Here is a 24,805-nt window from a genome sequence, read left to right on the forward strand (position 1 = left end):
GGCAACTCACATTCATCATTCCACAGGACAATCGCGCTAATCCCGCGTCATGCCCAGCGCGCCACCCCCAGTCCGCCCCGACGCGCCAACCGGCATCGCCTATTCGACCTTCGCCCTGCTATCTTCCTTTGCGGTGTTTGCGTTCACGATCATCGTCCCCACCATGCTGCGCGACGGCGACACCGGCTGGCATCTCGTCGCAGGCGCCTGGATCGTCGCGCATGGGGCTGTGCCGACCACCGATCCGTTCTCGTTCAGCGTCGTCGGCCGTCCCTGGGTCGCACACGAATGGCTCTCCGAAGTAGCAATGTACGCGAGTTACCGCGCGGGCGGTTGGAGCGGCGTGATCGTCCTGGTCGGCGTGGCAATGGCGGCGCTGTTCGCGCTGGTAGCGGCTGAACTCCGCCGCTGGATGAGCGCGCGCGCGAGCATCATCGCGCTGCTGCTGCTCGCCACCGGGCTACTCCCGTCGCTGGTCGCAAGGCCGCATATGCTGGTGCTGCCGATCCTTGCCGGCTGGACGATCGCGCTGTTGCGTGCGCGCGAACACGACCGAGCTCCACCACTGCCGATGGCGGCGGCGATGCTGATCTGGGCGAATGCGCATGGCAGCTACGTCTTCGGACTGGCGCTGGTCGGCGTATTCGCGCTCGAGGCGTTGCTGGCCGCCAAGCCCTCCGACCGCCGCACCGTGATCCAGCGCTGGGGCCTATTCGGAATTAGCGCGACGATAGCCGCAGCCGTCACACCGTGGGGCGTGCACGGCCTGACGTTTCCGTTTTATCTGAACGACCTGAAAGCGCTCGGTCAGATCAACGAATGGCAGCCGTCCGACTTCAGAACCTTTTCCGGCTTCGAGACGATCTTGCTCGCTAGCCTCGCGTTCCTGCTGGCGCGGCCGATCCGTATCCCACCGATCCGCCTGCTGCTGGTACTCGGCATGCTCCACATGACGCTGCAGCACACCCGCCACGAGATCATCCTGGTGACCGTCGGCATTCTAGTGCTGGCCAAGCCGCTCGGCCGCGCGTGGCGCTACCGCGATACCAGCTTTTCGAAACCCCTTCCCCATGGCTCAGAGCGACTGATCGTAGCCTTTCTGGTATCCGCGCTTGCAATCAGTCTCACAGCCTACCGCGTCGCAGTGCCGGTCGTCCGCACGGAAACCAGGGGTATTCCCGTCCGCGCGCTCGCGCATCTGCCGCCCGCGCTGCGTCACCAGCGAGTCTTCAACGAATACGGCTTCGGCGGATCGCTGATCCTCGCGGGCATCCGTCCTTATATCGATGGACGGACCGACATGTACGGCGACGCCTTCACGCTCGACTATTTTGCGATTGCCCGCGGCGACGCAGATCGCTGGCATGCAGCGAATGCGAAGTGGCATTTCGGCTGGACCATCCTGCCGCCGCGCTCGCCACTGGTCCGCCTGCTCGACCATGACCCCGCTTGGCGGCGGATCTACGCGGACGATACCGCGGTCATTCACCAAGCCGTACCCACGCACCGGGCAAACCGCTGAACCATCACGAAGGCTTTCCGACCTCCGCCGCAACGCGTATAGCGTACCCGAACCATGACTCCTGCCCCCCCCCTCCTGCCACCGGCGCATTGGCGCGATTTCCTTGCGCTGACCAAGCCGCGCGTGATGACGCTCGTCGTCTTCACCGGGCTATGCGGCATGCTTGCCGCGCCAACGTCGGTGCATCCGGTGATCGGCTTCACAGCCATCCTCTGCATCGCGCTCGGCGCCGGCGCGGCGGGCGCGCTCAACCAATGGTACGAGTCGGACATCGACGCGGTCATGCGGCGCACGCAGAAGCGACCGCTCCCCGACGGCCGGATGGACCGTCAGGCGGCGCTCCATTTCGGCGTAGGTCTCGGCGCGTTCTCGGTCCTGTTCATGGGCGTCGCGGTCAACATCGTTGCCGCGGCGATCCTGACCGTTTCGATCCTGTTCTACGTCCTCGTCTACACCGTCTGGCTGAAGCGCCGCACGCCGCAGAACATCGTCATTGGTGGTGCCGCCGGCGCGTTCCCGCCACTGATCGGCTGGGCCGCGGCGACCGGTGACATCGCGCTGCTCCCCGTCCTGCTGTTCCTGTTCGTCTTCCTCTGGACGCCACCCCATTTCTGGGCGCTCGCGCTGTTCATGAAGAGCGATTATGCCGCCGCGGGCGTGCCGATGCTCCCGGTCGTGTCGGGCGAGCGCACCACGCGGACGCAGATCGGGCTTTACACGATCCCGATGGCGGCGGTCGCGATTCTGCCCTGGCCGCTCGGGCTGACGGGGCCGATCTACGGCATCGCCGCGGTGCTGCTTACCGGCTGGTTCGCGCTGCTCGCGGTCCGCGTCGCGAAGCGCACCACGCATGCCGACGATGCGATGAAACCGGAGAAGGCCTTGTTCAAATACTCGATCCTGTATCTGTTCGTGATGTTCGGCGCGCTGGTCGTCGACCGGTGGTTCGCATGAGCATTCCCGATCCCATCCGCGAGGAAGATCTCATCCGCAGCCGTCAACGCGGTCGCGCGCGCGTCATGGCCATACTGCTTGGGGCGTTCGTCATCCTCGTCTTCGCGATCTCGATCGCCAAGATCCGCGCGGGGATGCCGCACTAATGGCTGGCTGGAAGGCCATGTCGCGCACCAACCGTACCGCGGCACTCGCGGTGCTCTTCATCTGTTTCATGACCGGGCTCGCCTGGGCCAGCGTGCCGCTCTATCGGCTGTTCTGCGCCGCGACCGGGCTCAACGGCACTACCAACCGCGGGCTGGCCGCCCCCGGCGCGGTCGACCACAAGATCACGATAGACTTCGACACCAACGTCAGCCCCAAGCTGCCGTGGAAGTTCACGCCCGAGAACCGCTCGGACACGGTCGATATCGGCGCGCGCGACATGGCGTTTTTCACCGCCACGAACAGGTCGAACAAGCCGCTCACCGGCACCGCGACGTTCAACGTCCAGCCCGCGCAGGCCGGCAAGTATTTCACCAAGATCCAATGCTTCTGCTTCACGCAGCAGACGCTGAAACCCGGCGAGACCGCGCGGATGCCGGTGATCTTCTTTGTCGATCCGAAGATCCTGACGGACCCGGATGCGGCCGATATCCAGACGATCACGCTCAGCTATACGTTTTACCCGGTGGATTCTGCGAAAACAGCCAGCTAGAACGTCGCCAAAGAAAATAGGGGAGTACCGATGGCCGGCGCCAAGAACCATGATTACCACATCCTGCCGCCGAGCATCTGGCCGCTGGTCGGCTCGTTCTCGGCGCTGATCATGGCGGTCGGCGGCATCATGTGGATGCACGGCGGCCATGTCGACAAGCCCAATGGCGGCGGCTGGATCTTCTTCATCGGCCTGACCGGGCTGCTCTTCACCTTCTACAGCTGGTGGGCGCAGGTCATCAAGGAAGCGCATGCGGGCGACCACACCCCCGTCGTCCAGCTCCATTTCCGCTACGGCATGATCCTGTTCATCGCCTCCGAAGTGATGTTCTTCGTCGGCTGGTTCTGGGCGTTCTTCGACTTCTCGCTGTTCCCGACCGCGATGACCTTTGCCGACGGCACGGTCACCCGCGCAGTCGAGGGCGGCGCGGCGATCGTCGCGCAGTGGCCTCCGAAGGGCCTGACGGTCATCAACCCGTTTGAACTCCCGCTGCTCAACACGCTGATCCTGCTGACCTCGGGCACCACCGTGACGTGGGCGCATCATGCGTTGATCCACAACCAGCGCGGCGGCGAGAAGACCGGGCTGTGGGGCCTGATCGGCGTCGGTAACCGCGACGGCGTGCTCAAGGGCCTGTGGCTGACGGTGATACTCGGCGCGCTGTTCAGTTCGATCCAGGCGTACGAGTACGTTCACGCACCGTTCCCGTTCAAGGGCATCAACTACGGCGCAGCGTTCTTCATGGCGACCGGCTTCCACGGCTTCCACGTCCTGATCGGCACGATCTTCCTGATCGTCTGCCTGGTCCGCGCGTACCGCGGCGACTTCACCCCGCGCCAGCACTTCGGCTTCGAGGCGGCGGCGTGGTACTGGCATTTCGTCGACGTCGTGTGGCTGTTCCTGTTCGTCACCGTCTACGTCTGGGGCGGCTGGGGCGCCCCCGTCCACGGCGGTTGAGCTTTGCTAGTTTTGGGGTGAGCCACCACCCCGGCAGGCACCACCCCGGCGAAGGCCGGGGCCCAGTTGGCAAGGTCGCAGTAACTAAGCGCTGTCCTCGGTTAGAACCGTCCCCCAACTGGGCCCCGGCCTCCGCCGGGGTGGCGTTTGCTGGTAATGCACTGCTGCAAGTCGACGCTCGCACTCCAACCTTGTTCTCCCGCGAAGGCGGGAGCCCAGTCTGGATCCCCGCCTTCGCGGGGATACAAGGTATGGAGGACCTGACGGCGTGACCGAAGACCAATACCCCCTCGCCACCGCCCCCACGATCGCGCAGGTCGCGCTGAAAGGCCTCTGCCCCCGCTGCGGCAAGCCCACGCTCTTCGCCAAATGGTCCAACTTCGCCGACCGCTGCCCGAACTGCGGGCTCGACTTCAGCAAGTTCAACGTCGGCGATGGCCCCGCCGCGTTTCTCACTCTGATCCTCGGCGCGCTAGTCGTCGCGCTCGCGATCACGCTCGAACTCAAAGCCCACCCGCCGCTCTGGCTGCACATGCTGATCTGGATCCCCTTCACCGCCGGCGGAGTCGTGCTGTCCCTAAGAGCAGCGAAGGGCGCGCTCATGTCCGCCGAATACCGCAACGCAGCCCGCGAAGGCCGAATCAACCCGTGACCCGCACCGCACGACGCATACCCGTCATCCCGACCATCCTCGTCACGCTCGCGATCGCAGCGATGATCGGCCTCGGCCTGTGGCAACTGCTCGATCGCCTCCCCAAAAAGGAAGCGTTCCTCGTGCAGCTCGCCGCCAACCCCGCCAAGCCGCCAATGGCGTTTCCGCGCTTCCCCGACGAGACGCTCCTGTTCCGCCGCGCCTCCGGCCTCTGCCTCCAGCCAACCGACATCAAGCTTGCCGGCGCCGGCAAATCCGGCTTCCGCGCGATCGCCGAGTGCCGCACGGGCGCGGAAGGCCCTGGCATGATCGTCCAACTCGGCACTACGCGCGACCCAATGGCCAAGGTGAACTGGTCCGGCGGCGAAGTCTCCGGCTACATCAGCCACGCGCCCGACGGCCGCTCGCTGATCGGATCGCTGTTCGATCACACCCCGCAGCGCTTGATGCTGGTCGCTGATACCCCACAGGCGGGTCTCAACCCGAACGGCAAGCCCGACATCGCGTCGGTCCCGAACAATCACCTCGCCTATGCCGGCCAATGGTTCTTCTTCGCCGCCATCGCCGCGATCATCTACACGCTCGCGCTCCGCCGACAGCCTCGCTAGCCGTTCTCCTGCGAACGCAAGAGTCCAGGGTACCGCGCGCATTCCTCCGTAACCCTGGATTCCTGCGTTCGCAGGAAAACGGAAAGCGCGGGCAGCTTGTCGCCTCACCGCCCATTCGCTAACCGCTTGGCCATGCGTTACATCAGCACCCGCGGCTCGGCGCCCATCCTCGATTTCGAAGCGGCGACGCTCGCCGGCCTCGCCTCCGATGGCGGCCTCTACCTCCCCCACGCGTGGCCGACGATGACCCGCGACGAGATCGCCGCACTCGCGGGCCTGTCGTACGTCGACACCGCGGTCGCCGTGATGGCCCCGTTCGTCGGCGACGCGATCCCGCGCGAGGAACTGAAGTCGCTCTGCGAACAGGCCTATGGCCGGTTCTCGCACGCAGCCGTGACACCGCTGGTGCAGCTCGACCACGACCAGTGGCTCCTCGAGCTGTTCCACGGCCCGACGCTGGCGTTCAAGGACGTCGCGCTCCAGCTGCTTGGCCTCTTCTTCGAGCGCTTCCTCACCGGCACCGACAAGCGCCTGACGATCGTCGGCGCGACCAGCGGCGACACCGGCTCGGCGGCGATCGACGCGGTCGCAGGGCGCGAGGGGATCGACATCTTCATGCTCCACCCGGTCGGCCGGATCTCCGACGTCCAGCGCCGCCAGATGACCACGGTGCTCAGCCCCAACGTCTACAACATCGCCATCGAAGGCAGCTTCGACGATGCGCAGGCGCTGGTGAAGGCAATGTTCAACGACCGCGCCTTCTCGACCAAGTTCGCACTATCGGCGGTCAACTCGATCAACTGGGCCCGCCTGATGGCGCAGGTGGTGTATTTCTTCTACTCTGCCGTCCGCCTGGGCGCACCTGACCGCGAGGTCGCGTTCGCGGTCCCGACCGGCAATTTCGGCGACGTGTTCGCCGGCTATGTCGCAGCGAAGATGGGCCTCCCCGTCGCGAAGCTGGTCGTTTCGACCAACGTCAACGACATCCTCCACCGCGCGCTCAGCACCGGTGATTATTCGAAGGGCGGCGTCCAGCAGACTCCGACGCCGTCGATGGACATCCAGGTCAGCTCGAACTTCGAACGCCTGTTGTTCGACCTCGGCGACCGCGACGGTGCCGCGCTTGCCGCACAGATGGCCGGCTTCGAATCCTCGGGTGCGATGCGCCTTACCAACGCGCAGTCGCAGGGTGCCTCCGCCCTCTTCCAGAGCGAGCGCATCGACCTCGACGACATGACCTTGGCGATGCGCTGGGCACACGAGCACGCGGGCCAGGTGATCGATCCGCACACCGCGATCGGCCTCGCCGCAGCGCTGCGCACCGAAGTCCCCGCCGGCGTCCCCATAGTGACGCTCGCCACCGCGCACCCCGCCAAGTTCGGCGACGCGGTCGAGCGCGCCACCGGCGTCCGCCCCTCGCTGCCCACCCGCGTCGGCGACCTGTTCGACCGCGAGGAGCGCTACGCCACGCTGCCGGCGACGTTCGAGGCGATCACCGCCTACATCACCGAGCGCGCGAAGCCGTCGGCATGAAGCTGCATACCCTTATCGGCGAACCCTGGGCGGATTACGGCCTGATCGACTCGGGTCACGGCAAGAAGCTCGAGCGCTATGGCCGCTTCCGCTTCATCCGCCCCGAGCCGCAGGCGATGTGGGCGCCTGCCTCGACCGACTGGCAGGCGCAGGGCGTATTCGTCCCCGGCTCGGACGAGGACGGCGGCGGCCGCTGGGAATTCTCCGAGCCCGTCCCCCGCGAAGGCTGGACGCTCAAGTGGAACGAGGTGTCCTACACCGCGCAAACCACCCCGTTCCGCCACCTCGGTTTCTTCCCCGACATGGCGCCGGTGTGGAGCTGGATGCGCGAGCGCGTCGCGGGGCTCGACTCGCCCGAATGCATGAACCTGTTCGGCTATACCGGCGTCGGCACGCTGGCGATGGCGACCAAGGGCGTCCGCATGGTGCATGTCGATGCGTCGAAGAAGTCGGTCGAGGCAGCCAAGGCGAACGCGAAACTGTCTGGCATGGCCGACGCGCCGATCCGCTGGATGACGGATGATGCGGCGAAGTTCGTCGCGCGGGAGGTTCGCCGTGGGCGGCGGTATGACGGAATCCTGCTCGATCCGCCGAAATACGGGCGTGGGCCGGAAGGTGAGGTCTGGCGGCTCGAGGAGGATCTGCCGAAGCTGATCGCCGACTGCCGCAAGCTGCTCGACGAGAACTCCCGCTTCCTGTTCCTGACGGTCTACGCGGTGCGGATGTCCGCTCTGGCGATCGGCGGACTGCTGAACCAAGTGTTTGCAGACCTCCCCGGCAAGATCGAAGTCGGCGAACTCGGCGTCCGCGAAGAGGCCCGCGGCCTGGTATTGCCGACGGCAATCTGGGCCCGCTGGAGCCGCTGATACAGGCATCCCCCTCCCTGGAAGGGAGGGGTTAGGGGTGGGTCGGCCGATTGGCTGGCGCAGACACCCGCCTCAAACTGCCCCACCCCAAGCCCCTCCCTTCAGGGAGGGGAGCAGTATCACCCCGGAATCTGCTGGGAGATGCAGTGGAAGCTCCCGCCGCCCGTCAAAATATGATCCGCACGCTGGCCAACCACCTCACGGTCCGGGAACAGCGCCTGGATCGCCACCACCGCCGCCTGGTCGTTCTCGGCCCCATACAACGGCACCACGACCGCGGCATTGCCAATGTAGAAGTTCATGTAGCTCGCCGGCACGACCTCCTCGTCGCGCAGCACGCGCCCCGGCGACGGAATCGTCACGACCTCCAGCCCGGCCGCCTCGGCGTCTCGCGCGGCGTTCTGGTACACCTGCCAGTTCGGATCGTTGTCGGTCGCCTTCGGGATCGCCACGCGCCCCTCACCGACGAACCGCGCCAGATTGTCGACATGGCCGTCGGTGTGATCGTTGACCAGCCCGTCCCCCAGCCACACCACGCGGGTGTAGCCGAGATCGGACGCCAGCCGCGCCTCGATCTCCGCTTTGCTCAGCGACGGATTGCGGTTGCGGTTGAGCAGGCACTGCTGCGTCGTGACGACCGTCCCGGTACCATCGCCATCGATCGCGCCGCCTTCCAGCACCCAGTCGCACGCCTCGACCCGCGTGTGCCGGCTTTCCGCCAGCCGCAGCCCGATCGTGTCGTCGCCGGGCAGGTCGTACTTCCCGCCCCAGCCGTTGAACCGGAAGTCCCGCGCGCTGCCGTCGCCGACGATGATCGGCGCGGTATCGCGCAGCCAGATATCGCCGAACGGCTCGACCACCACGTCCGCGAACGGGGCCAGCTTCTTGGCGGTGGTCGCCGATCCGACATCGGCCGCGACCAGGATCACCGTCTCGCCATTGCCGCCGGCGTGCACCGTCTTGGCAAACGCGACGACCTCGTCCCGCGCGGGCTCGAGATCCTCAAGCCACAGGTCCGCATGGCTCGGAAAGCCGATCCAGACGGCCTTGTGGCGCGCCCATTCGGCGGGGGTAGAGACTGCGGTAGTCGTCGGGGTCACTTACTTGGCTCCTGCGCGATCGCGGTCACGGATGCCGCGGAATTCGGCGGTCTTATACCAGTTCGGCCACAGACTGGTATCGTCCGCGAGTTTCCGCCCAAGCCCGTAATAGATCGTCAGGTCCTCGACGGCACCCGACCAGTCCCACTTGGCGTCATATTCGTCCGCCGGCTTGTGATAGCGATGCGCGACATAATCCTCGCGCGCCGCATGCCCCGCCGCCGTGCCACCGACGACGAGGTCCTCGCCGCTACCGCCATCGAGCATCGGCACGCCCAGCTTGGCGAAACTGAAATGATCGGACCGGTAATAGCTGCCGCGCTCGGGATTCGCCTCGGTCCCGATCACGCGCCCCTCGGCAGCGACGAACGGCTTCACGAGGTCCTCGATCTCAGACTTGCCCGCACCGACGAGGACGAAGTCTTTCGCGCGCCCACCGATGTTCAAGCCGTCCATGTTCACGCCACCGACGGTATGCGCCAGCGGATAGATCGGATGCTCGGCATAATAGCGCGACCCCAGCAGTCCGGACTCTTCCGCCGTCACTGCCAGGAACGCAATCGAACGCTTGGCTGGTCCTGCCTTCACCTGAGCCTCCGCCAGCGCCACCAATCCGGCAACGCCGCTCGCGTTGTCCAAAGCACCGTTGCAGATGTCGTCGCCATCGACCGCGTCGCAGCGCCCGAGATGATCCCAATGCGCCGAATACATCACGTAATCGTTCGGCGCCGCCGTCCCCGGCAGCACGCCGATGACGTTCTTCGATGCCTGACGCCGAATCGTGTTGTCGAACCCGCCGCCGAACTTCAGCCCGAGCGGTACCGCCTTGAACCCCTTTACCTTCGCCGCCGCCGCCAGCGTCGCGTAATCCTTGCCCGCGCTCGCGAACACGCGCTCCGCCGCCGGCTTCTGCATCCAGCCGACGATCTGCGACTGGTCGAGATGATCGCCCTTCTCGTCCAGTTCGAGCTGCGGCCCGGTCCAGGAGGACTGGACCACCGCCCACGGATACGCCGCCGGTTCGGTATCATGAACGATGATCGCCGCCGCCGCGCCGTGCCTGGCCGCGTTCTCGAACTTGTACGGCCAGCGCCCGTACCACGTCATCGCGCGGCCCTCGAACGGCCCCTCGCGCGACATCGTCTGCCAGTCGGCATCGTTGATGAGGATGACCACCGTCTTCCCCTTCACGTCGGTGCCGGCATAATCGTCCCAACCCTTTTCGGGCGCGGTGATGCCGTAGCCGACGAATACCACGTCGCTGTTAGCCACCGCGGACTTGGGCGCCACGCGATAGGTGCCCGCGACCATGTCGGTGCGATAGGCGAGGCTGACGGGTGCCTTGCCACCGGTGAAGGTGAACGGTGCGACGTTGCCCGCGGTGATCTCCACCATCGGCACGTCCTGCGTCCACGACCCCTTGTTGCCGGGCTTCAGCCCCGCCGCCTTCATCCGCTCGACGATATACGCAACCGTCTTGGCCTCCGCAGGCGTGGTCGGCGCGCGGCCTTCATACGCGTCCGACGCCAGCACCTGCGTGACGGTCTTCAACGTCTCGACCGAAATCGCGGGAGACATCTGCGCGGACGCAGCGGTCCCAAGCAGCAGGAGAGGCAGGATGGCAGCGCGCAAGGTCATTCCCCCAAAGAGATGCCGCACGTTTTGGCAGCGGCGCCGGCACCGCGCAAGCATCGCTTGCCGTGCTGTCCGGCTTCGATAGGATGTGGGGCAGGGGCTTTGGGGAGCGACGAGGATGCGATATCTTGGCGGGTTGCGCGCGAGCAGTTCGGTCTGGAAAATGATGACGCTACCGGCCGTCTTGGCGCTGCCGGTAGCCGCGGCAGCGCAGGATGCCGCGGCGGTCATTTCGACAGAAGCAGCGTTCGGCGCTCGTGAAATCCAGCAGTTGAGCCTCTCGCCCGACGGTACGCACATCGCCATGATCGTGCCGATGAAGGGTCGCGGCGCCATGCTGCGCATCGCCGACATGGTCGGAGGGAAGATCGCCGACCCGATCCTGTCGTCCTCCGGCGACCCCGAAAGCCTGAGGGATTGCCGCTGGTCGACCAATACGCGCCTCGTCTGCCGGTTCATCACTACCGCACATACCGGAACCGATCTGCTTGCCTTCAGCCGGGCGCTCGCCATCGACAGCAATGGCGGCAACAGAAAGATCCTGAGCGCACGCACGAACGAACGCTCGCTTGGTATCATGCAAGACGGCGGCAACGTCATCGACTGGACTGCAGACGGCGCGGAGGGTGCCGTGCTGATGACCCGCAAGTTCGTACCCGAGGCGATGATCGGCACGCTCCTGGCCCGTTCGGCGGTTGGCTTGGGCGTCGAGCGGATCGACACCGTCACGCTGACAAGACGGGTCGTCGAGCCGGCCCGTGCGAATGCCATTGAATATATCAGCGACGGCCAGGGTTCCGTCCGGATCGTTGGCTCGCGGGCCATGACCAGTGGAGGCTATGACGGTGCGAAGGTGATCTATTCATACCGCAAGGCCGGTGATCGCGCTTGGCAGCCGTTAAGTCAGGTCGCCAGTACTGTCAGTGGTGGCAAGAGCGGGTTCGATCCCTACGCCATCGATCCCGCGCTGAACGTCGCATACGGCTTCGACGACAGGGACGGCCGGCAAGCGCTGTACAAAATCGCGCTAGACGGCAGCCTCAAGCGCGATCTCGTACTTGCACGCCCGGATGTCGACGTCGACCAGTTGATCCGGTTGGGTCGACAGAACCGGGTGGTGGGTGCTGCCTACGCAACCGACCGCCGCGAAGTCGAATTCTTTGATCCTACGCTGCAAAAGCTCGCCACGTCGTTACGCAAGGCCTTGCCCGGCAGGCCGCTGATCACGTTCGTCGACGCGAACGCGAACGAGACCAAGCTGTTGCTGTTCGCCGGCAGCGACGTCGATCCGGGCCGCTATTATCTGTTGGATCGGACGACCAACAAGATGGGCGAAGTTGCGCCGTCACGTCCGGAGTTGGGGAAGACGACACTCGCCAGCGTCCAGTCGATCACCTTTCGCGCCGCGGATGGCACGATGATTCCCGGTTATCTGACTTTGCCCATTGGCGGTACTGGCAAGGGGTTGCCCGCGATCGTCATGCCGCACGGCGGGCCGGGCTCACGCGACGAATGGGGGTTCGACTGGCTCTCGCAATATTTCGCGGCGCGCGGTTTTGCTGTGCTGCAGCCAAACTTCCGGGGTTCGACCGGCTATGGGTCGGCATGGTTCCAGAAAAACGGCTTCCAGTCGTGGCGGACTGCGATCGGCGACGTCAACGATGCCGGACGCTGGCTGATGTCGCAAGGGATTGCGGCGCCGGACAAGCTTGCGATCGTCGGCTGGTCCTATGGCGGCTATGCAGCGCTACAATCGGCGGTGCTCGATCCTGGCCTGTTCAAGGCGGTCATCGGCATTGCGCCGGTGACAGATCTGGACGCGTTGCGCGAGGAGTCGCGGGGCTTTACGGCCTTCGCCCAGGTCGACACGTTCATCGGGCATGGTGCGCATATACAGGCGGGATCGCCCGCGCGCAACGCCGACAAGATCAAGGTGCCCGTACTGCTGTTCCACGGCGATCGGGATCGCAACGTCGGAATCGGTGAATCGCGATTGATGGCGGCCAAGCTGCGGGGCGCGGGTGGCAAGGTCGAACTGGTCGAGTTCTCCGGTCTCGATCACCAGCTCGACGACGATGTCGCGCGTACCGCTATGCTGACCAAGGCCGATGCGTTCCTGCGGACGTCGCTGGGGATGTAGAACGAAAAAAGGGCGGCCTCGCAGGACCGCCCTTTTTCGTATAACGATCGTACCGAAAGATCAGCGCGAGTAGAATTCGACGACGAGGTTCGGTTCCATCTTCACCGGGTAGGGCACTTCGTCGAGCGTCGGGACGCGCGTGAAGGTGACCTTGGCCGCGCCGTCGGTGGCGACATAGTCGGGGATCTCGCGCTCGGCGAGGCTCTGGGCTTCCATCACCAGCGCCATTTCCTGCGCCTTCGAACCCAGCGTGATCTCGTCGCCGACGAAGCACCGACGCGAGGCGATGTTGCACTTCACGCCGTTGACGCGGATGTGGCCGTGCGAGACGATCTGGCGGGCCGCGAAAATCGTCGGCGCGAACTTGGCGCGGTAGACGATCATGTCGAGGCGCTGCTCAAGCAGGCCGATCAGGTTCTGCGAGGTATCGCCCTTCAGACGCGCAGCCTCGTGGTAGCACGCACGGAACTGCTTCTCGGTCACGTCGCCATAATAGCCCTTGAGCTTCTGCTTGGCGCGCAGCTGGATACCGAAATCGCTGACCTTGCCCTTGCGGCGCTGGCCGTGCTGGCCCGGGCCATATTCGCGCTTGTTGACGGGCGACTTGGGACGACCCCAGATGTTCTCGCCCATACGGCGATCGAGCTTGTACTTCGCGCTTTGACGCTTCGACATAGTATAACCTTTGCAAATGCAAACAACGTTGGTCCCGGTATCGCTCTGCTGGTCGTCGTGAGACACAAGGTCCGGACAAGGCAGGGCCACCGCTTCACCGGGGTGCAGGGCCATTGCGAAGGCGGGCGCCTAGACGGAGAGGGGTCGCGAGTCAAGCTGGACAGGCTGCGGACGGCTGGGCAAGAGGCGGCGCATGACCATTCTATCCGGACCCGACTGCACCACCATGACTGAGGTCCGCGCCGGCGTCGACGCGCTCGACCGCGACCTGGTCGCGCTGCTCGCCAAGCGCTTCGCCTATATGGACGCCGCCGCGCGCATCAAGCCGGAGCGGGGGCATGTGCGGGATGAGGCGCGGAAGACGCAGGTGATCGAGAACGCGCGCGCCGAGGCGGTGAAGCTCGGCCTGCCGGACGCGGTGGTTGCGGACCTGTGGGAGACGCTGGTCGAAGCCTCGATCGCGTATGAGCTAGCTGCGTTCGACCGCCGCTAACCCCACCCGTTCGTGCTGAGCCAAGTCGAAGCACCTTTGCTTGGGGCACACCCTTCGACTTCGCTCAGGACGAACGGAAAAAGGGGCGAACGGAAAGAGGGGCGAACGGAGGCTGGTGGGTCAGTCGGAAACTTAGACCCGCGGCTTCTTCCCCCCCAACGACGACAGCACCCCGCGGAGAGTCCGTATCTCTTGGCTCGACCAGCCCGGCTTTGTCAGCAGCGTCCGCAGCGTCCGCCGCGTCGACTGCATCTTGTCGGGCAGATGGAAGAACCCCGCCCCCATCAGCATCGCATCGAGCTGCCCGATCATCCCGTCGAGCTCCTCCTGCGGCGCAGGCGGCATGATTGGGTTGATCGACGGCTGCGACAGCTCGCGCTCGGCGGTCAGCCCCTTCGACCATTCATACGCGACCAGGATCACCGCCTGGGCAAGGTTGAGCGAGCCGAACTCCGGGTTGATCGGCACCGTGATGATCGTCCGCGCTACCGCGACGTCGTCGGTTTCGAGGCCGGAGCGCTCGGGCCCGAACAGGATCGCGGAACGGCCGGGGGCGGCGTGGATCTCGGTCGACGCCTGTTCTGGGGTGACGACCGGCTTGGTCACGCCGCGTTTCCGCACCGTGGTGGCGAACACTTGCGCGCAGTCGGCGGTGGCGGCGGCGACGCTGTCGTAGACCTTGGCGTTCTGGAGGACGATGTCGGCGCCGCTGGCGGCTGGGCCGGCGGAGGGGTTGGGCCAGCCGTCTCTGGGGGAGACTAAGCGCATTTCGGCGAGCCCGAAGTTCAGCATGGCGCGCGCGGCCTTGCCGATGTTCTCGCCGAGTTGGGGGCGGACTAGGACGATGACGGGGGGTGGAGCTCCAACCGCCCCATCGCCATCCGCAAGCACATCGCTGTCCCCAGCCGCGTCCGTACCAATCATGTTTTCGTCAATCACGTCGCCAAATCCACCAATCTCGCCAAGCTCACCAAAGTCGTCCGGCTCGGCCAATCCATCGTGCACATCCAAACCATCCCGCTCATCCACCCAACCCCGTTCGTCCTGAGTAGGGGCTGAGCGAAGCCGAAGACCCGTATCGAAGGATTTGCGCGAGAGTAAGCGTACCGCGTCCCAATCCCCCGCTGCCAGCGCTTCCTTCTTCACCCGCGTCCAGCCTTTCAACTGACGCTCGGCCTCCAATGCCTCGATGCGGCTTGGAAAATCCTGCGACCACATCAGCGTCACCGGGCGCCGTTTGTGCGTGTATCCAGGAAGCTCGCCGTGCTGATGTTGCGCGATCCGGCGCTCGAGCGAGTCGGTGTGGCCGATATAGTAACTGCCGTCGGAACAGCGGAGCATGTAGGCGTAAAAGCTCATGCAACCTGTCCTTCGATACGGGCCTTCGCCGTGCTCAGTCCCTACTCAGGACGAACGGAAGAGGGATGAGGAACCGTCGATAAGGTAAAGTTTACGATGCTGCCATCGGTCCGTATCGAAGGACAAATAAGGGAGCGCATCACTCCGCCCGCCCAACCTCCTCCACACTCCCGGCAAAAGCCTCGAAGTCCTTGGCCTCGCTAAAGTCCCGATACACGCTCGCAAACCGGATATACGCCACGGAATCGAGCCCCTTGAGCCCGTCCATCACCATTTCCCCGATCCGCTTCGACGTGACGTCGTTCTCGCCAAGAGTCTCCAGCCGACGCTGGATACCACTCACCAGCTTCTCGATCCGCCCCGGCTCGATCGCCCGCTTTCGCGTCGCAATCGATAACGACCGGAGCAGCTTCTCCCGGTCGAACGGCTCTCTCCGCCCCTCACTCTTCAACACGAACAGCTCGCGCAACTGGATCCGCTCGAACGTCGTGAAACGCGCGGCGCACCCTTCGCACTGGCGCCGACGGCGGATCGCCGCCCCGTCTTCAGTGGGGCGACTGTCCTTTACCTGGCTGTCTTCATGTCCGCAGAAGGGGCAGCGCATTCAGACCTTCTTCTTGCCCTTGTAGTACGCGTAGCCCGCGCCCGCGAGTGCGCCGAAGATCGGGCCCACGATCGGCACCGGGATCGCCACGACCGCGCCGAGTGCGCTCCACTTGGCCATGCTCTTGCCGAGGCCCGGGGTTGCCTTGATGTCGTTCTGGACGTCGTCGAACTTCGACATGCTGTTTATCCTTGATAGATCGGAAAGCGCGCGCACAGTGCACGAACACGCGTCCGAACGTCCGCCTCGACCTCCGGGTCCCCATGCTCGCCCTTTTTCGCAAGGCCGTCCAGCACGTCGGCGACCATGTTACCGATCTCGCGGAACTCCGCCGGGCCGAACCCACGCGTCGTACCCGCGGGCGAGCCGACACGGATGCCGCTCGTCTTCACCGGCGGCAGCGGATCGTTGGGGATGCCGTTCTTGTTGCAGGTGATCCCCGCGCGCTCGAGCGCCTCGTCCGCATCGCGCCCGGTGATCCCCAGCGGGGTGAGATCAATCAGCGCGAGATGCGTGTCGGTGCCGCCCGAGACGACGTCCGAACCGCGCTCCTTGAGCGTCGCCGCGAGCGCCTTCGCGTTCTCGACCACGGCGGCGATGTAGCTCTTGAAGTCGGGCTGCAGCGCCTCGCCGAACGCGACCGCCTTCGCCGCGATCACGTGCATTAGCGGCCCGCCCTGCAGCCCCGGGAACACCGCCGAGCTGATCTTCTTCGCGATCGCCTCGTCATTGGTCATGATCATGCCGCCGCGCGGGCCTCGCAATGTCTTGTGCGTGGTGGTGGTCACGACATGCGCGTGGCCGAACGGCGTCGGGTGCAGACCTGCCGCGACGATCCCGGCGAAATGCGCCATGTCGACCATGAAATACGCGCCGACCTTGTCCGCGATCGCACGGAACTTCGCGAAGTCGATGACGCGGGGATAGGCCGAACCACCCGCGATGATCAGTTTCGGCTGATGCTCGATCGCCAGCGCCTCGACCTGGTCATAGTCGATCAGGTGCGTGGTCGCGTCAACGCCGTACTGAATGGCGTTGAACCACTTGCCCGACATTGCCGGCTTCGCGCCATGCGTCAGGTGACCGCCCGCATCGAGGCTCATGCCGAGAATCGTATCGCCCGGCTTGACCAGCGCCAGCATCACCGCGCCGTTCGCCTGCGCACCCGAATGCGGCTGCACGTTGACGAACCCGCAGCCAAAAATCTGCTTGGCGCGCTCGATCGCGAGCGTCTCGACAACGTCCGACGGCGCGCAGCCCTGGTAATAGCGCTTGCCCGGATAGCCCTCGGCGTATTTGTTCGTAAACACCGAGCCCTGCGCCTCGAGCACCGCCTTCGAGACGATGTTCTCCGACGCGATCAGCTCGATCTGTGTCTGCTCGCGTTCCAGTTCGGCAGCGACGCCGGCGAATACGGCAGCGTCCGCATCGGCGAGGCCGCGCGTGAAAAAGCCGTCGGGCTGGACGTCGTGGAGTTCGCGGGGCTGAGTGCTCATGCGGGGACCTTTGTGGAAAGTTTATCGACACGGAGTTGATGACGGCCGCCGGCGAAATCGGCGAACAGGAAAGCTTCGACGCACGCCTTGGCCATTTCCTCGCCGATCAGGCGCGCCCCCATCGCGATGGCGTTGGCGTCGTTATGGATGCGCGCAAGGCTCGCCGACAGCGGTTCGGAGACGAGTGCGCAGCGGCAGGCGGGATTGCGGTTGGCGGCAATCGAAATGCCGATCCCGGAGCCGCACAGCGCGATGCCGCGCTCGGCGCTACCATCGGCAATCGCCGACGCGAGCTTGAACCCGTAATCGGGATAATCGACGCTGTCGGTGCCTTCGGGACCGAGATCGAGCACGTCATACCCTGCCTCGCGCAGCCAAGCGGCGAGCACCGCTTTCAACGAAACGGCGGCGTGATCGGACGCGATGGCGATGCGCACCTGGCGTAATCCTGTGACGGGGGATCGAGTGCCCAGCCCCCTACCCCCCCGGGCCGGAATTTGCCACACCTGTTCGCGGGCGCTTTCGTCAGGATGACGCGTTAAGGTCGGGAATGACGTCGAACGAGACCGTGAAGGAGACATTAATGAAGGCCCTCACTCTGCTTGCCACCGCCGCGCTGACCGCATGTTCCGGCCCGGCCCCCGATACCAGGAGCGACGGCAACATGACGTCCGCCGGATCGGTCGAACGCAAGGTCGCCGCTCCCAAGGCTAAACCGACGCCCGACTACACCGGTCGCTGGATCGGCGTCGAAGGCATGGTCCTCGACGTCGCCCCGACCGCCACCGCCGGCCACTACGCACTGACCATGCAGTGGGACCTCGACAACAAGGGCAAGTTCGACGGCATCGCGACCGGCGATACGATAGCGTTCGATCGTGGGGGCGTCCGAGAAACGCTGCGCCCGACCAACGGCGACGCGACCGGGCTCAAATACCTCGCTCGCAAAACCGATTGCCTTACCGTCAAGCCCGGCGAAGGCTATTGCCGCGACGGACTTAGCCGCTAGGTTCCCGCCCGTGACTATCGCACATGCCAACGCCGACGCCGCCCGCGCACACCTTTCCGAAGTGCTGCTGCGCACCGGCCAGGAGGACCGCGACGCGTTTCGCGAACTCTATACGCTGACCAGCGCGAAGCTTTTCGGGATCACCCACCGTATCTGTGGCAACGCCCAAGCCGCGGAGGATGTGCTGCACGAGGTCTATCTCACGATCTGGAAACGCGCCGGCGCCTGGGAACCCGGCCGCGCGAGCCCGATAACCTGGTTGGCGACGATCGCGCGCAACCGCGCCATCGACTGGCAGCGCGCGCAGGGCGTCCGCCGCGCCAGTCCGCTCGACGACGCGCCCGACGTAGCCGACCCCGGCGAGGGCGCCGAGGCTGGCATGCTGGCCAGCGAGTCGTCGCGCGAACTGATCGAGTGCCTCGAAGGCCTGGAGCCACAGCAACGCGATGCGATCCGCACCGCGTTCTTCGACGGCATCACCTACGCCGAACTCGCGATCAAGCGGGCCGTGCCGCTGGGCACAATGAAGAGCTGGGTCCGCCGCGGCCTCGCCCGCCTGAAGGATTGCCTCGATGGTTGATCCGACCCCCGATACCGGTGTGCCTGAGGATGTGGCGGCCGCCGAACTCGCACTCGGCCTGCTCGAAGGCGAGGAGCGCGGGGCAGCGCTGCGCCGCGTGCTCGCCGAGCCCGGTTTCGCCGCGCAGGTCGAATGGTGGCGGTCGCGCCTCGCTGTCTTGTTCTACCTCTGGCCCGAACACGCCGCGCCGCCGCATCTCGCCGCCCGGATCGAAGCCAGCCTCGATGGAACGCCAGCCCCCGCGCAAACGCGCCGCTTCGCATGGCCCGCGCTCGCCGCAGCCACCAGCGCGATCGCCGCATCGCTGTTGCTGTTCGTCATGGTCCGCCCCGAACCGACCGTGCCCGTCTCGCAACCGATCCCCGTCGCGCGGCCGACCAGCGTGCTCGTCGCGATGCTAGGCGATGCGAAGTCGCCCGTCGCCGCAGTCTACGATCCCGCAAACGGCGCGCTCCGCGTCGCGGCAGGCCCCGGCGTTCCGGACGCCCGTGTCGCGCAGCTCTGGGTGATCGGCGGCGACGGCGTACCCCATTCGCTCGGCTTGCTCTCGGGCCGCCCGACCTCGCTGGCACCCAAGGGCGTCGACCGCGGTCGCATAACCCCCGGCGCGACGCTGGCGATCTCGGTCGAGCCGCTCGGCGGCTCGCCGACCGGCCTGCCGACCGGCCCGGTCGTCGCCACCGGCGTGGTCGCGCGCGTCTGATGACCAAGCGACCCGCCGCGACTGGCGGCATTCCGCCAATCGCGCGCCTGCTCGGGCTGAGCGGACTCCTACCGCAACTCGCGGCGGTCGCGCTGCTGCTGAGCGGCGATCCGCAAAGCCGGTTCTCCGCGCTGGCGATCGCTTACGCCTATGCCGCGATCATCCTGAGCTTCCTCGGAGGCCTCTGGTGGGGTCTCGCCGCGCGCACCGACTCGCCACCGCGCTGGCTCTGGTTCGCGAGCGTCGCGCCGTCGCTCATCGCCTTGGCCACCGCCTGGCCCTGGATGGTCGGCCTGCGCTGGCCCGGTCCCTCGCTGGTCGTGCTCGGCATCAGCCTGATCGCCGCGCTGCTCGTCGACCGTGCGCTCGTCAAAGCCGGCATCGCGCCGCCCGGCTGGATGAAATTGCGCATGCCCTTGTCGCTCGGCCTGGGCGTTCTGACGATGCTGGCCGCGGCGCTTTAATCCCGCTCGCGAGTCGTATGGGCAGCTGGTTCGTGGTACGAATTGGGCATGAACTCATCGGCCAGAAGTCTCTGTCCCGACCGACAAGCCAAGGCGCGTTTTACGACCGCCGAGTTCTTGCGCATGGGTGAGTCCGGCGCATTCGACGGCATGAAGATCGAACTGGTCGGTGGGAAACTCGAACGGATGGACTTGCCGCTGGCGGGGCACGCCGCGCGACAAGCCAAGATCGGCATCCGTCTTTCGCGGTTGCTACCGGAGACGCGGATAACGGGTGGGGTTGGCATCGATCTCGACGACGCCACCGTAATAGGCTGCGACGTGGCCGTGTTGCGCGAACCCGTGGAAGGCAATCGCCTGCTCATCGCCGACGACCTTCTGCTCGTGATCGAGGTCGCAGAAACGTCGGTAGCTCGCGACACCACGATGAAGCGCTTCGCCTACGCGCGCGGCCGCATTCCGCACTACTGGGTAGTCGATGGCATTCGGCGCGTTGTCCATGTCTACGCCAACCCTTTGGAAGGCGATTACACGCGGTTCCATTCGGTAGGTTTCGGCGAAACGCTAGACGTGCCCGGTACTGATGGCGCGATCACGATCGACTAACCAGTGCCGCCCCGCAATGAGCGGGGCCAGCCTCAAGCCGCCTTGCGCAGGTCCAGCCGGCTCCAGATTTCCACCAGCGCATCGGTCAGCTCACGCATCATCGCCTCGGTATGCGCAGGTCCCGGCGTGAATCGCAGGCGCTCGGTACCGCGCGGCACTGTCGGATAGTTGATCGGCTGCACGTACACGCCGTATTCGGCGAGCAGCACGTCGCTGATCTTCTTCGCCTTGACCGGATCGCCGACCATCAGCGGCACGATATGCGTGTCGCCGATCATCACCGGCAGCCCGGCGTCCTTCAGCATCGCCTTCAGCATCGCCGCCGAAGCCTGCTGCCCCTCGCGCTCCACGCTCGAGCTCTTCAGATGCCGCACGCTCGCGAGCACGCCCGCGACCAGTACCGGCGACAACGACGTCGTAAAAATGAACCCAGGCGCATACGAACGGATCACGTCGACGATCGTGCGATCGGCAGCGATATAGCCCCCCATCACGCCAAACGCCTTGCCCAGCGTCCCCTCAAGGATCGTGATCCGGTGCGCGACCTCGTCCCGCTCCGAAATGCCGCCGCCGCGCGCGCCATACATCCCGACCGCGTGGACTTCGTCGCAATAGGTCAGCGCGTTGTAACGGTCGGCAAGGTCGCACACCGCCGAGATCGGCGCGATATCGCCCTCCATCGAATACACGCTCTCGAACGCGATCAGCTTCGGCGCCGCCGGATCTTCGGCCGCGAGCAGCTCTTCGAGATGCGCGAGGTCGTTGTGGCGGAATACCCGCTTCTCGCAGCCCGAATTGCGTATGCCCGCGATCATCGACGCGTGGTTCAGTTCGTCGGAAAAGATGATGCAGCCCGGCAGCACCTTCGCCAACGTTGCCAGCGTAGCCTCGTTCGAAACGTAGCCACTCGTGAACAGCAAAGCCGCTTCCTTGCCGTGCAGGTCGGCGAGTTCGCCTTCCAGATCGACATGGTAATGCGTGTTGCCGCCGATGTTGCGCGTGCCGCCCGAGCCCGCGCCGACGTCGTGCAACGCCTCTTCCATCGCCGCGATCACCTTGGGGTGCTGGCCCATCGCGAGATAATCGTTCGAGCACCACACCGTGATCGGCTTCGGACCGTTATGCCCGGCAAAGCAGCGTGCGTTCGGAAACGCGCCCTTGTTGCGGAGGATGTCGATGAACACGCGGTAGCGCCCTTCGGCATGCAATCGGTCGATCGCCTGCGTGAAAACGCGCGAATAATCGACTCGCGGACCCTTGATCGAATCCGTTGCCGGAATGCCGTCGCTAATCATGGCCTTGGGCACTACGCCTCGCTTTCACTCGTTTCCAGCGCAATACCGCTCTTACGGTGATCGCTTTCCTCATCCTGGCTGCACATTGCCACGATGCGGCCGCGACGCAAGGTGGCACATTGTCCCAGGTCAGCGCTTAAAGCTGCTCGATCCTGCCAAACCCGCGCGCCGCCAACGCCGGTCCGAGCGCGCGCTCCTCGTCGCCCAACCGGGTGAAGACGGCAACGCCCTCCCCAGCTCCCGACCATGATTCGCCCTGCATGAGATGCACGATCCGCCGCGCGATCCCCGGTCCACCATCGACGAAGCGCACACCCGGAGCAGCGGCTGCAAGCTCCGCCTCCACCAGTGGAAAATGCGTGCAGGCATTGACGATCACGTCGATCGAATGGCCACCGGGTTGCGAAAACAAGCCGTCTAGCACCGCTGCATAACGTTCCGGCGCGACGACTCGGCCGTGCAATTTCGCCTCGGCCATCTCGACCAGAGCCGCCGAGCCGTAACGCAGCACCGTACAATCGCCCGCAAACTTCGCCGCCAGATCATCGACATACGCCTGCCGCACCGTTGCCTCGGTCCCCAGCACGCCGATCGTCCGCGTCTTCGAAAGCAGCGCGGCCGGCTTGATCGCCGGCACCGTCCCCACTACCGGCAGGTCGAGCGCCGCGCGCACCACCGGCAGCGCGATCGTCGAGGCCGTATTGCACGCGATCACGATCAGCCGCGGCCGATACCGCTCCGCCAACCGCCCGAGCAACACCGGCACCCGCGCCGCGATCTCCGCCTCGCTCTTGGTCCCGTAGGGAAACCCGGCCGAGTCGGCGGCGTAGACGAACGGCGCGTCGGGTAGCGCGGCACGCGCCGGCCCAACGATCGACAACCCGCCGACACCGGAATCGAAAAACAGGATGGGGCGCGTGTCCATGCGCGGTCCTTAGGCCGGATCGGCCCGTGCAAACCAGTCCCCGTCGCCCCCGCCCCGCCTCGTCATCCTGACGAAAGTCAGGACCCAGGGTAGCGAGCGTCGTCCTTCGTGGCTCTCGGTCCTGACTTTCGTCAGAATGACGGATGGTTTGGAGATCGATGCCCAACGGCGCCATTTGCCGTCAGCCCCGCGTAGCCTATAAGCCCGTCCAGAACGGGGGACATAGTTGCAGACGGAAATTCTCTGGGTCGCGCCCACGCTATCGCTCGTGCTGAGCTATCTGCTCGGCTCGATCCCGTTCGGCGTCATCCTGACTCGGCTCGGCGGCGCGGGTGATCTGCGGACGATCGGCTCAGGCAATATCGGCGCGACCAACGTCCTGCGCACCGGACGGAAGGGACTCGCCGCCGCCACGCTGCTGCTCGACATGGCCAAGGGTGCGGTCGCCGTGCTGCTGGTGGCGCACCTGTTCCCCGGCAATGCGCTGCTCGCGGCGGCCGGCGCGTTCATCGGTCATTGCTACCCCGTCTGGCTGAAGTTCAAGGGCGGCAAGGGCGTCGCCACGCTCATGGGCATCGTCGTCGCGCTCCACTGGCCGCTCGGGCTGGTCTACGCGGTCGTCTGGCTCGGCCTGCTCGCTGGCCTGCGCATCTCCTCGGTCGCCGGCATGGCCGCAGCCCTCAGCGCGCCATTTGCCGCGGCCCTGTTCGGTCGCTTCGATCTCGTTTTGCTGCTCCTCGCACTCGCGCTGATCGTCCTGTGGAAGCACCGCGAGAACGTCGATCGCCTGTTCTCCGGCACCGAGCCACGCATCGGCCGCTCTAAACGACCACCGGGTGACTGACCCGACGGTCTCAAGACTTCGGCTTATCCGCACGACCGGGATCGGACCGGTCACCTATCGCCAACTCATCGCCCGCTTCGGCAGCGCCGACGCCGCCATCGAAGCGCTCCCCATGCTCGCCCAGCGCGGCGGCGGGCGTGCCCCCAGGATTGCCGACGCTGCGCTGGCCGAGCGCGAAATGGCCGCCACCGTCAAGCTCGGCGCCCGCTACCTCTTCCTCGACGACCCCGACTATCCCCGCCTGCTCGCCGAAATCGAGACCGCCCCCCCGGCCCTCATCCTGCGCGGCGACATCGCCCACGCCAGCCGCCCCTGCATCGCCATGGTCGGCGCGCGCAACGCCTCCGCCGCCGCCTGCCGCTTCGCCCGTCAGCTCGCGCTGCAACTCGCCGAGGAGGGCGCCACCATCGTTTCCGGCCTGGCCCGTGGCATAGACACCGCCGCGCACATCGGCGCGCTCGGCGGCGGTTCGAGCGGCACCACGATCGGCGTCATCGCCAGCGGCATCGACATCGCCTACCCGCCCGACAACACCGCGTTGCAAGAGCGAATCGCCACCGACGGCCTGCTGCTCGCCGAACAGCCCCCCGGCACCGAGCCCAAGGCGCGCAACTTCCCCTCACGCAACCGCATTATCGCCGGCCTCGCGATCGGCACGGTGGTGGTCGAGGCTGTTCCCAAGTCGGGCTCGCTCATCACCGCCCGGCTCGCCAACGAGTCCGGCCGCGAAGTCATGGCCGTCCCCGGCAGCCCGCTAGATCCCCGCGCGCAGGCTGCAACCTGCTCATCCGCGAAGGCGCCACCTTGGTGCAATCCGCGGCCGACATCCTCGAACAGATCCGGCCGTTCGACCCGCGATCCGTGCGCTCGCCGATCGATGCCTACGCCGCCTCGCCCCCGGAAGACGCGACCGATACCGACCGCCGCAGGATCACCGACCTGCTCGGCCCCGTACCGGTGACGATCGACGAACTCATCCGCCAGTCGCACCTGAGCCCGGCGGTCGTCCAAACCGTGCTGCTCGAACTCGAACTCGGCGGCCATCTGGAACGTCATGCGGGCGGCCGAGCCAGCCTGCGCTGATCGTC

The 24,805-nt window shown here is 65.8% G+C and carries 27 protein-coding genes and 1 pseudogene; 18 read left to right on the plus strand and 10 right to left on the minus strand.

Annotated elements, in window-relative coordinates; translation table 11 throughout:
- Nucleotides 1-49 precede the first annotated feature (49 nt).
- The 9 genes from ASE82_RS17290 to ASE82_RS17325 all read left to right on the plus strand — a co-directional run bounded on the left by ASE82_RS17290 (nt 50) and on the right by ASE82_RS17325 (nt 7,789).
- Nucleotides 50-1,522: a hypothetical protein gene (locus tag ASE82_RS17290; RefSeq protein ID WP_056066251.1), complete on the plus strand. Its 1,473-nt coding sequence runs from the start codon at nt 50-52 to the stop codon at nt 1,520-1,522.
- Between the two features lie 54 nt (nt 1,523-1,576).
- On the plus strand, nt 1,577-2,476 hold the full coding sequence (locus tag ASE82_RS17295) for a heme o synthase (RefSeq protein ID WP_056066254.1): 900 nt from the start codon (nt 1,577-1,579) through the stop codon (nt 2,474-2,476).
- Nucleotides 2,473-2,622, plus strand: coding sequence for a hypothetical protein (locus ASE82_RS19900; RefSeq protein WP_175518304.1), 150 nt, complete (start codon nt 2,473-2,475; stop codon nt 2,620-2,622). Before ASE82_RS17295 ends, ASE82_RS19900 begins: the two co-directional genes overlap by 4 nt.
- Nucleotides 2,622-3,173 (plus strand): cytochrome c oxidase assembly protein, encoded by a 552-nt coding sequence (locus tag ASE82_RS17300; RefSeq protein ID WP_056066257.1) that lies wholly within the window; start codon nt 2,622-2,624, stop codon nt 3,171-3,173. The genes ASE82_RS19900 and ASE82_RS17300 overlap by 1 nt, the downstream gene beginning before the upstream one ends.
- Nucleotides 3,174-3,203: 30 nt before the next feature.
- The gene (locus ASE82_RS17305; RefSeq protein WP_056066260.1) at nt 3,204-4,130 is read left to right on the plus strand and encodes a cytochrome c oxidase subunit 3; all 927 of its coding nucleotides are present in this window, start codon (nt 3,204-3,206) and stop codon (nt 4,128-4,130) included.
- 268 nt (nt 4,131-4,398) lie between these two features.
- On the plus strand, nt 4,399-4,782 hold the full coding sequence (locus ASE82_RS17310) for a DUF983 domain-containing protein (protein WP_056066263.1): 384 nt from the start codon (nt 4,399-4,401) through the stop codon (nt 4,780-4,782).
- A complete protein-coding gene (locus ASE82_RS17315) occupies nt 4,779-5,390 on the plus strand; it encodes an SURF1 family cytochrome oxidase biogenesis protein (RefSeq protein WP_335337814.1) in 612 nt (203 codons plus the stop codon). The genes ASE82_RS17310 and ASE82_RS17315 overlap by 4 nt, the downstream gene beginning before the upstream one ends.
- Nucleotides 5,391-5,522: 132 nt before the next feature.
- Entirely contained in the window at nt 5,523-6,923 is a 1,401-nt protein-coding gene (gene thrC, locus ASE82_RS17320; protein ID WP_056066266.1) for a threonine synthase, read from the plus strand.
- Nucleotides 6,920-7,789, plus strand: a complete 870-nt coding sequence (locus tag ASE82_RS17325) for a class I SAM-dependent methyltransferase (protein WP_056066269.1) — start codon at nt 6,920-6,922, stop codon at nt 7,787-7,789. Before thrC ends, ASE82_RS17325 begins: the two co-directional genes overlap by 4 nt.
- Nucleotides 7,790-7,908: 119 nt before the next feature.
- Here ASE82_RS17325 and ASE82_RS17330 read toward each other — a convergent pair whose 3' ends face one another.
- The gene (locus ASE82_RS17330) at nt 7,909-8,889 is read right to left on the minus strand and encodes an agmatine deiminase family protein (RefSeq protein WP_056066272.1); all 981 of its coding nucleotides are present in this window, start codon (nt 8,887-8,889) and stop codon (nt 7,909-7,911) included.
- Nucleotides 8,890-10,467, minus strand: a complete 1,578-nt coding sequence (locus ASE82_RS17335; RefSeq protein ID WP_235524788.1) for a M28 family peptidase — start codon at nt 10,465-10,467, stop codon at nt 8,890-8,892.
- Nucleotides 10,468-10,690: 223 nt separating this feature from the next.
- Between ASE82_RS17335 and ASE82_RS17340 the strand changes: the two genes are divergently transcribed.
- A complete protein-coding gene (locus ASE82_RS17340) occupies nt 10,691-12,664 on the plus strand; it encodes an alpha/beta hydrolase family protein (RefSeq protein WP_056066578.1) in 1,974 nt (657 codons plus the stop codon).
- A 60-nt stretch (nt 12,665-12,724) separates the two neighbouring features.
- On the opposite strand, the gene rpsD is transcribed toward ASE82_RS17340, so the two are convergent.
- Nucleotides 12,725-13,339: a 30S ribosomal protein S4 gene (gene rpsD, locus ASE82_RS17345; RefSeq protein ID WP_056053294.1), complete on the minus strand. Its 615-nt coding sequence runs from the start codon at nt 13,337-13,339 to the stop codon at nt 12,725-12,727.
- Nucleotides 13,340-13,532: 193 nt separating this feature from the next.
- Here rpsD and ASE82_RS17350 point away from each other — a divergent pair, with 193 nt between their 5' ends.
- The gene (locus ASE82_RS17350; RefSeq protein WP_056066274.1) at nt 13,533-13,832 is read left to right on the plus strand and encodes a chorismate mutase; all 300 of its coding nucleotides are present in this window, start codon (nt 13,533-13,535) and stop codon (nt 13,830-13,832) included.
- Between the two features lie 132 nt (nt 13,833-13,964).
- Here ASE82_RS17350 and ASE82_RS19100 read toward each other — a convergent pair whose 3' ends face one another.
- From ASE82_RS19100 to rpiB, 5 genes are all read right to left on the minus strand, one after another.
- The gene (locus tag ASE82_RS19100) at nt 13,965-15,191 is read right to left on the minus strand and encodes a TrmH family RNA methyltransferase (RefSeq protein WP_082441671.1); all 1,227 of its coding nucleotides are present in this window, start codon (nt 15,189-15,191) and stop codon (nt 13,965-13,967) included.
- 139 nt (nt 15,192-15,330) lie between these two features.
- Nucleotides 15,331-15,795: a transcriptional regulator NrdR gene (nrdR, locus tag ASE82_RS17360; protein WP_056053297.1), complete on the minus strand. Its 465-nt coding sequence runs from the start codon at nt 15,793-15,795 to the stop codon at nt 15,331-15,333.
- Complete coding sequence (locus tag ASE82_RS17365; RefSeq protein ID WP_056066278.1) at nt 15,796-15,975, minus strand: hypothetical protein; 180 nt, start codon at nt 15,973-15,975, stop codon at nt 15,796-15,798. It abuts the gene before it with no gap.
- 5 nt (nt 15,976-15,980) lie between these two features.
- Nucleotides 15,981-17,291, minus strand: coding sequence for a serine hydroxymethyltransferase (gene glyA, locus ASE82_RS17370; RefSeq protein WP_056066282.1), 1,311 nt, complete (start codon nt 17,289-17,291; stop codon nt 15,981-15,983).
- Nucleotides 17,288-17,728, minus strand: a complete 441-nt coding sequence (gene rpiB / locus ASE82_RS17375) for a ribose 5-phosphate isomerase B (RefSeq protein ID WP_056066285.1) — start codon at nt 17,726-17,728, stop codon at nt 17,288-17,290. Before rpiB ends, glyA begins: the two co-directional genes overlap by 4 nt.
- Nucleotides 17,729-17,874: 146 nt before the next feature.
- On the opposite strand from rpiB, the gene ASE82_RS17380 reads away from it, so the two are divergent.
- The 5 genes from ASE82_RS17380 to ASE82_RS17400 all read left to right on the plus strand — a co-directional run bounded on the left by ASE82_RS17380 (nt 17,875) and on the right by ASE82_RS17400 (nt 20,653).
- Nucleotides 17,875-18,300 carry a hypothetical protein gene (locus tag ASE82_RS17380; protein WP_156348945.1) on the plus strand — a complete coding sequence of 142 codons (426 nt, stop codon included), beginning with the start codon at nt 17,875-17,877 and terminating at the stop codon, nt 18,298-18,300.
- Nucleotides 18,301-18,310: 10 nt separating this feature from the next.
- Nucleotides 18,311-18,880 carry a sigma-70 family RNA polymerase sigma factor gene (locus ASE82_RS17385; protein WP_056066291.1) on the plus strand — a complete coding sequence of 190 codons (570 nt, stop codon included), beginning with the start codon at nt 18,311-18,313 and terminating at the stop codon, nt 18,878-18,880.
- The gene (locus ASE82_RS17390; protein WP_056066294.1) at nt 18,873-19,583 is read left to right on the plus strand and encodes an anti-sigma factor; all 711 of its coding nucleotides are present in this window, start codon (nt 18,873-18,875) and stop codon (nt 19,581-19,583) included. The genes ASE82_RS17385 and ASE82_RS17390 overlap by 8 nt, the downstream gene beginning before the upstream one ends.
- Nucleotides 19,583-20,047, plus strand: coding sequence for a DUF3429 domain-containing protein (locus ASE82_RS17395; protein ID WP_056066297.1), 465 nt, complete (start codon nt 19,583-19,585; stop codon nt 20,045-20,047). The genes ASE82_RS17390 and ASE82_RS17395 overlap by 1 nt, the downstream gene beginning before the upstream one ends.
- A 123-nt stretch (nt 20,048-20,170) precedes the next feature.
- The gene (locus ASE82_RS17400; protein WP_056066300.1) at nt 20,171-20,653 is read left to right on the plus strand and encodes a Uma2 family endonuclease; all 483 of its coding nucleotides are present in this window, start codon (nt 20,171-20,173) and stop codon (nt 20,651-20,653) included.
- A 32-nt stretch (nt 20,654-20,685) separates the two neighbouring features.
- On the opposite strand, the gene hemA is transcribed toward ASE82_RS17400, so the two are convergent.
- Both hemA and murI read right to left on the minus strand, forming a co-directional pair.
- Nucleotides 20,686-21,948, minus strand: coding sequence for a 5-aminolevulinate synthase (gene hemA, locus ASE82_RS17405; RefSeq protein ID WP_056066301.1), 1,263 nt, complete (start codon nt 21,946-21,948; stop codon nt 20,686-20,688).
- Between the two features lie 136 nt (nt 21,949-22,084).
- Nucleotides 22,085-22,873, minus strand: a complete 789-nt coding sequence (murI, locus tag ASE82_RS17410; RefSeq protein ID WP_056066304.1) for a glutamate racemase — start codon at nt 22,871-22,873, stop codon at nt 22,085-22,087.
- Nucleotides 22,874-23,099: 226 nt separating this feature from the next.
- Here murI and plsY point away from each other — a divergent pair, with 226 nt between their 5' ends.
- The gene (gene plsY / locus ASE82_RS17415; RefSeq protein ID WP_056066307.1) at nt 23,100-23,717 is read left to right on the plus strand and encodes a glycerol-3-phosphate 1-O-acyltransferase PlsY; all 618 of its coding nucleotides are present in this window, start codon (nt 23,100-23,102) and stop codon (nt 23,715-23,717) included.
- A pseudogene (dprA, locus tag ASE82_RS17420) lies at nt 23,710-24,800 on the plus strand (DNA-processing protein DprA). The gene plsY and the pseudogene dprA overlap by 8 nt, the downstream one beginning before the upstream one ends.
- Nucleotides 24,801-24,805 lie beyond the last annotated feature (5 nt).

Origin of the sequence: Sphingomonas sp. Leaf230, from assembly GCF_001421745.1 — a bacterium.
Taxonomy (GTDB): Bacteria; Pseudomonadota; Alphaproteobacteria; order Sphingomonadales; family Sphingomonadaceae; genus Sphingomonas.

Excerpts from the sequence above, each read along its gene's own strand:
- ASE82_RS17290 (WP_056066251.1), top strand. The coding sequence starts at position 50 with ATGCCCAGCGCGCCACCCCCAGTCCGCCCCGACGCGCCAACCGGCATC.
- ASE82_RS17295 (WP_056066254.1), top strand. The coding sequence starts at position 1,577 with ATGACTCCTGCCCCCCCCCTCCTGCCACCGGCGCATTGGCGCGATTTC.
- ASE82_RS19900 (WP_175518304.1), top strand. The coding sequence starts at position 2,473 with ATGAGCATTCCCGATCCCATCCGCGAGGAAGATCTCATCCGCAGCCGT.
- ASE82_RS17300 (WP_056066257.1), top strand. The coding sequence starts at position 2,622 with ATGGCTGGCTGGAAGGCCATGTCGCGCACCAACCGTACCGCGGCACTC.
- ASE82_RS17305 (WP_056066260.1), top strand. The coding sequence starts at position 3,204 with ATGGCCGGCGCCAAGAACCATGATTACCACATCCTGCCGCCGAGCATC.
- thrC (WP_056066266.1), top strand. The coding sequence starts at position 5,523 with ATGCGTTACATCAGCACCCGCGGCTCGGCGCCCATCCTCGATTTCGAA.
- ASE82_RS17325 (WP_056066269.1), top strand. The coding sequence starts at position 6,920 with ATGAAGCTGCATACCCTTATCGGCGAACCCTGGGCGGATTACGGCCTG.
- ASE82_RS17335 (WP_235524788.1), bottom strand. The coding sequence starts at position 10,467 with ATGTCTCCCGCGATTTCGGTCGAGACGTTGAAGACCGTCACGCAGGTG.
- ASE82_RS17340 (WP_056066578.1), top strand. The coding sequence starts at position 10,691 with ATGACGCTACCGGCCGTCTTGGCGCTGCCGGTAGCCGCGGCAGCGCAG.
- rpsD (WP_056053294.1), bottom strand. The coding sequence starts at position 13,339 with ATGTCGAAGCGTCAAAGCGCGAAGTACAAGCTCGATCGCCGTATGGGC.
- ASE82_RS17350 (WP_056066274.1), top strand. The coding sequence starts at position 13,533 with ATGACCATTCTATCCGGACCCGACTGCACCACCATGACTGAGGTCCGC.
- ASE82_RS19100 (WP_082441671.1), bottom strand. The coding sequence starts at position 15,191 with ATGAGCTTTTACGCCTACATGCTCCGCTGTTCCGACGGCAGTTACTAT.
- nrdR (WP_056053297.1), bottom strand. The coding sequence starts at position 15,795 with ATGCGCTGCCCCTTCTGCGGACATGAAGACAGCCAGGTAAAGGACAGT.
- ASE82_RS17365 (WP_056066278.1), bottom strand. The coding sequence starts at position 15,975 with ATGTCGAAGTTCGACGACGTCCAGAACGACATCAAGGCAACCCCGGGC.
- glyA (WP_056066282.1), bottom strand. The coding sequence starts at position 17,291 with ATGAGCACTCAGCCCCGCGAACTCCACGACGTCCAGCCCGACGGCTTT.
- ASE82_RS17380 (WP_156348945.1), top strand. The coding sequence starts at position 17,875 with ATGAAGGCCCTCACTCTGCTTGCCACCGCCGCGCTGACCGCATGTTCC.
- ASE82_RS17390 (WP_056066294.1), top strand. The coding sequence starts at position 18,873 with ATGGTTGATCCGACCCCCGATACCGGTGTGCCTGAGGATGTGGCGGCC.
- ASE82_RS17395 (WP_056066297.1), top strand. The coding sequence starts at position 19,583 with ATGACCAAGCGACCCGCCGCGACTGGCGGCATTCCGCCAATCGCGCGC.
- ASE82_RS17400 (WP_056066300.1), top strand. The coding sequence starts at position 20,171 with ATGGGTGAGTCCGGCGCATTCGACGGCATGAAGATCGAACTGGTCGGT.
- hemA (WP_056066301.1), bottom strand. The coding sequence starts at position 21,948 with ATGATTAGCGACGGCATTCCGGCAACGGATTCGATCAAGGGTCCGCGA.
- murI (WP_056066304.1), bottom strand. The coding sequence starts at position 22,873 with ATGGACACGCGCCCCATCCTGTTTTTCGATTCCGGTGTCGGCGGGTTG.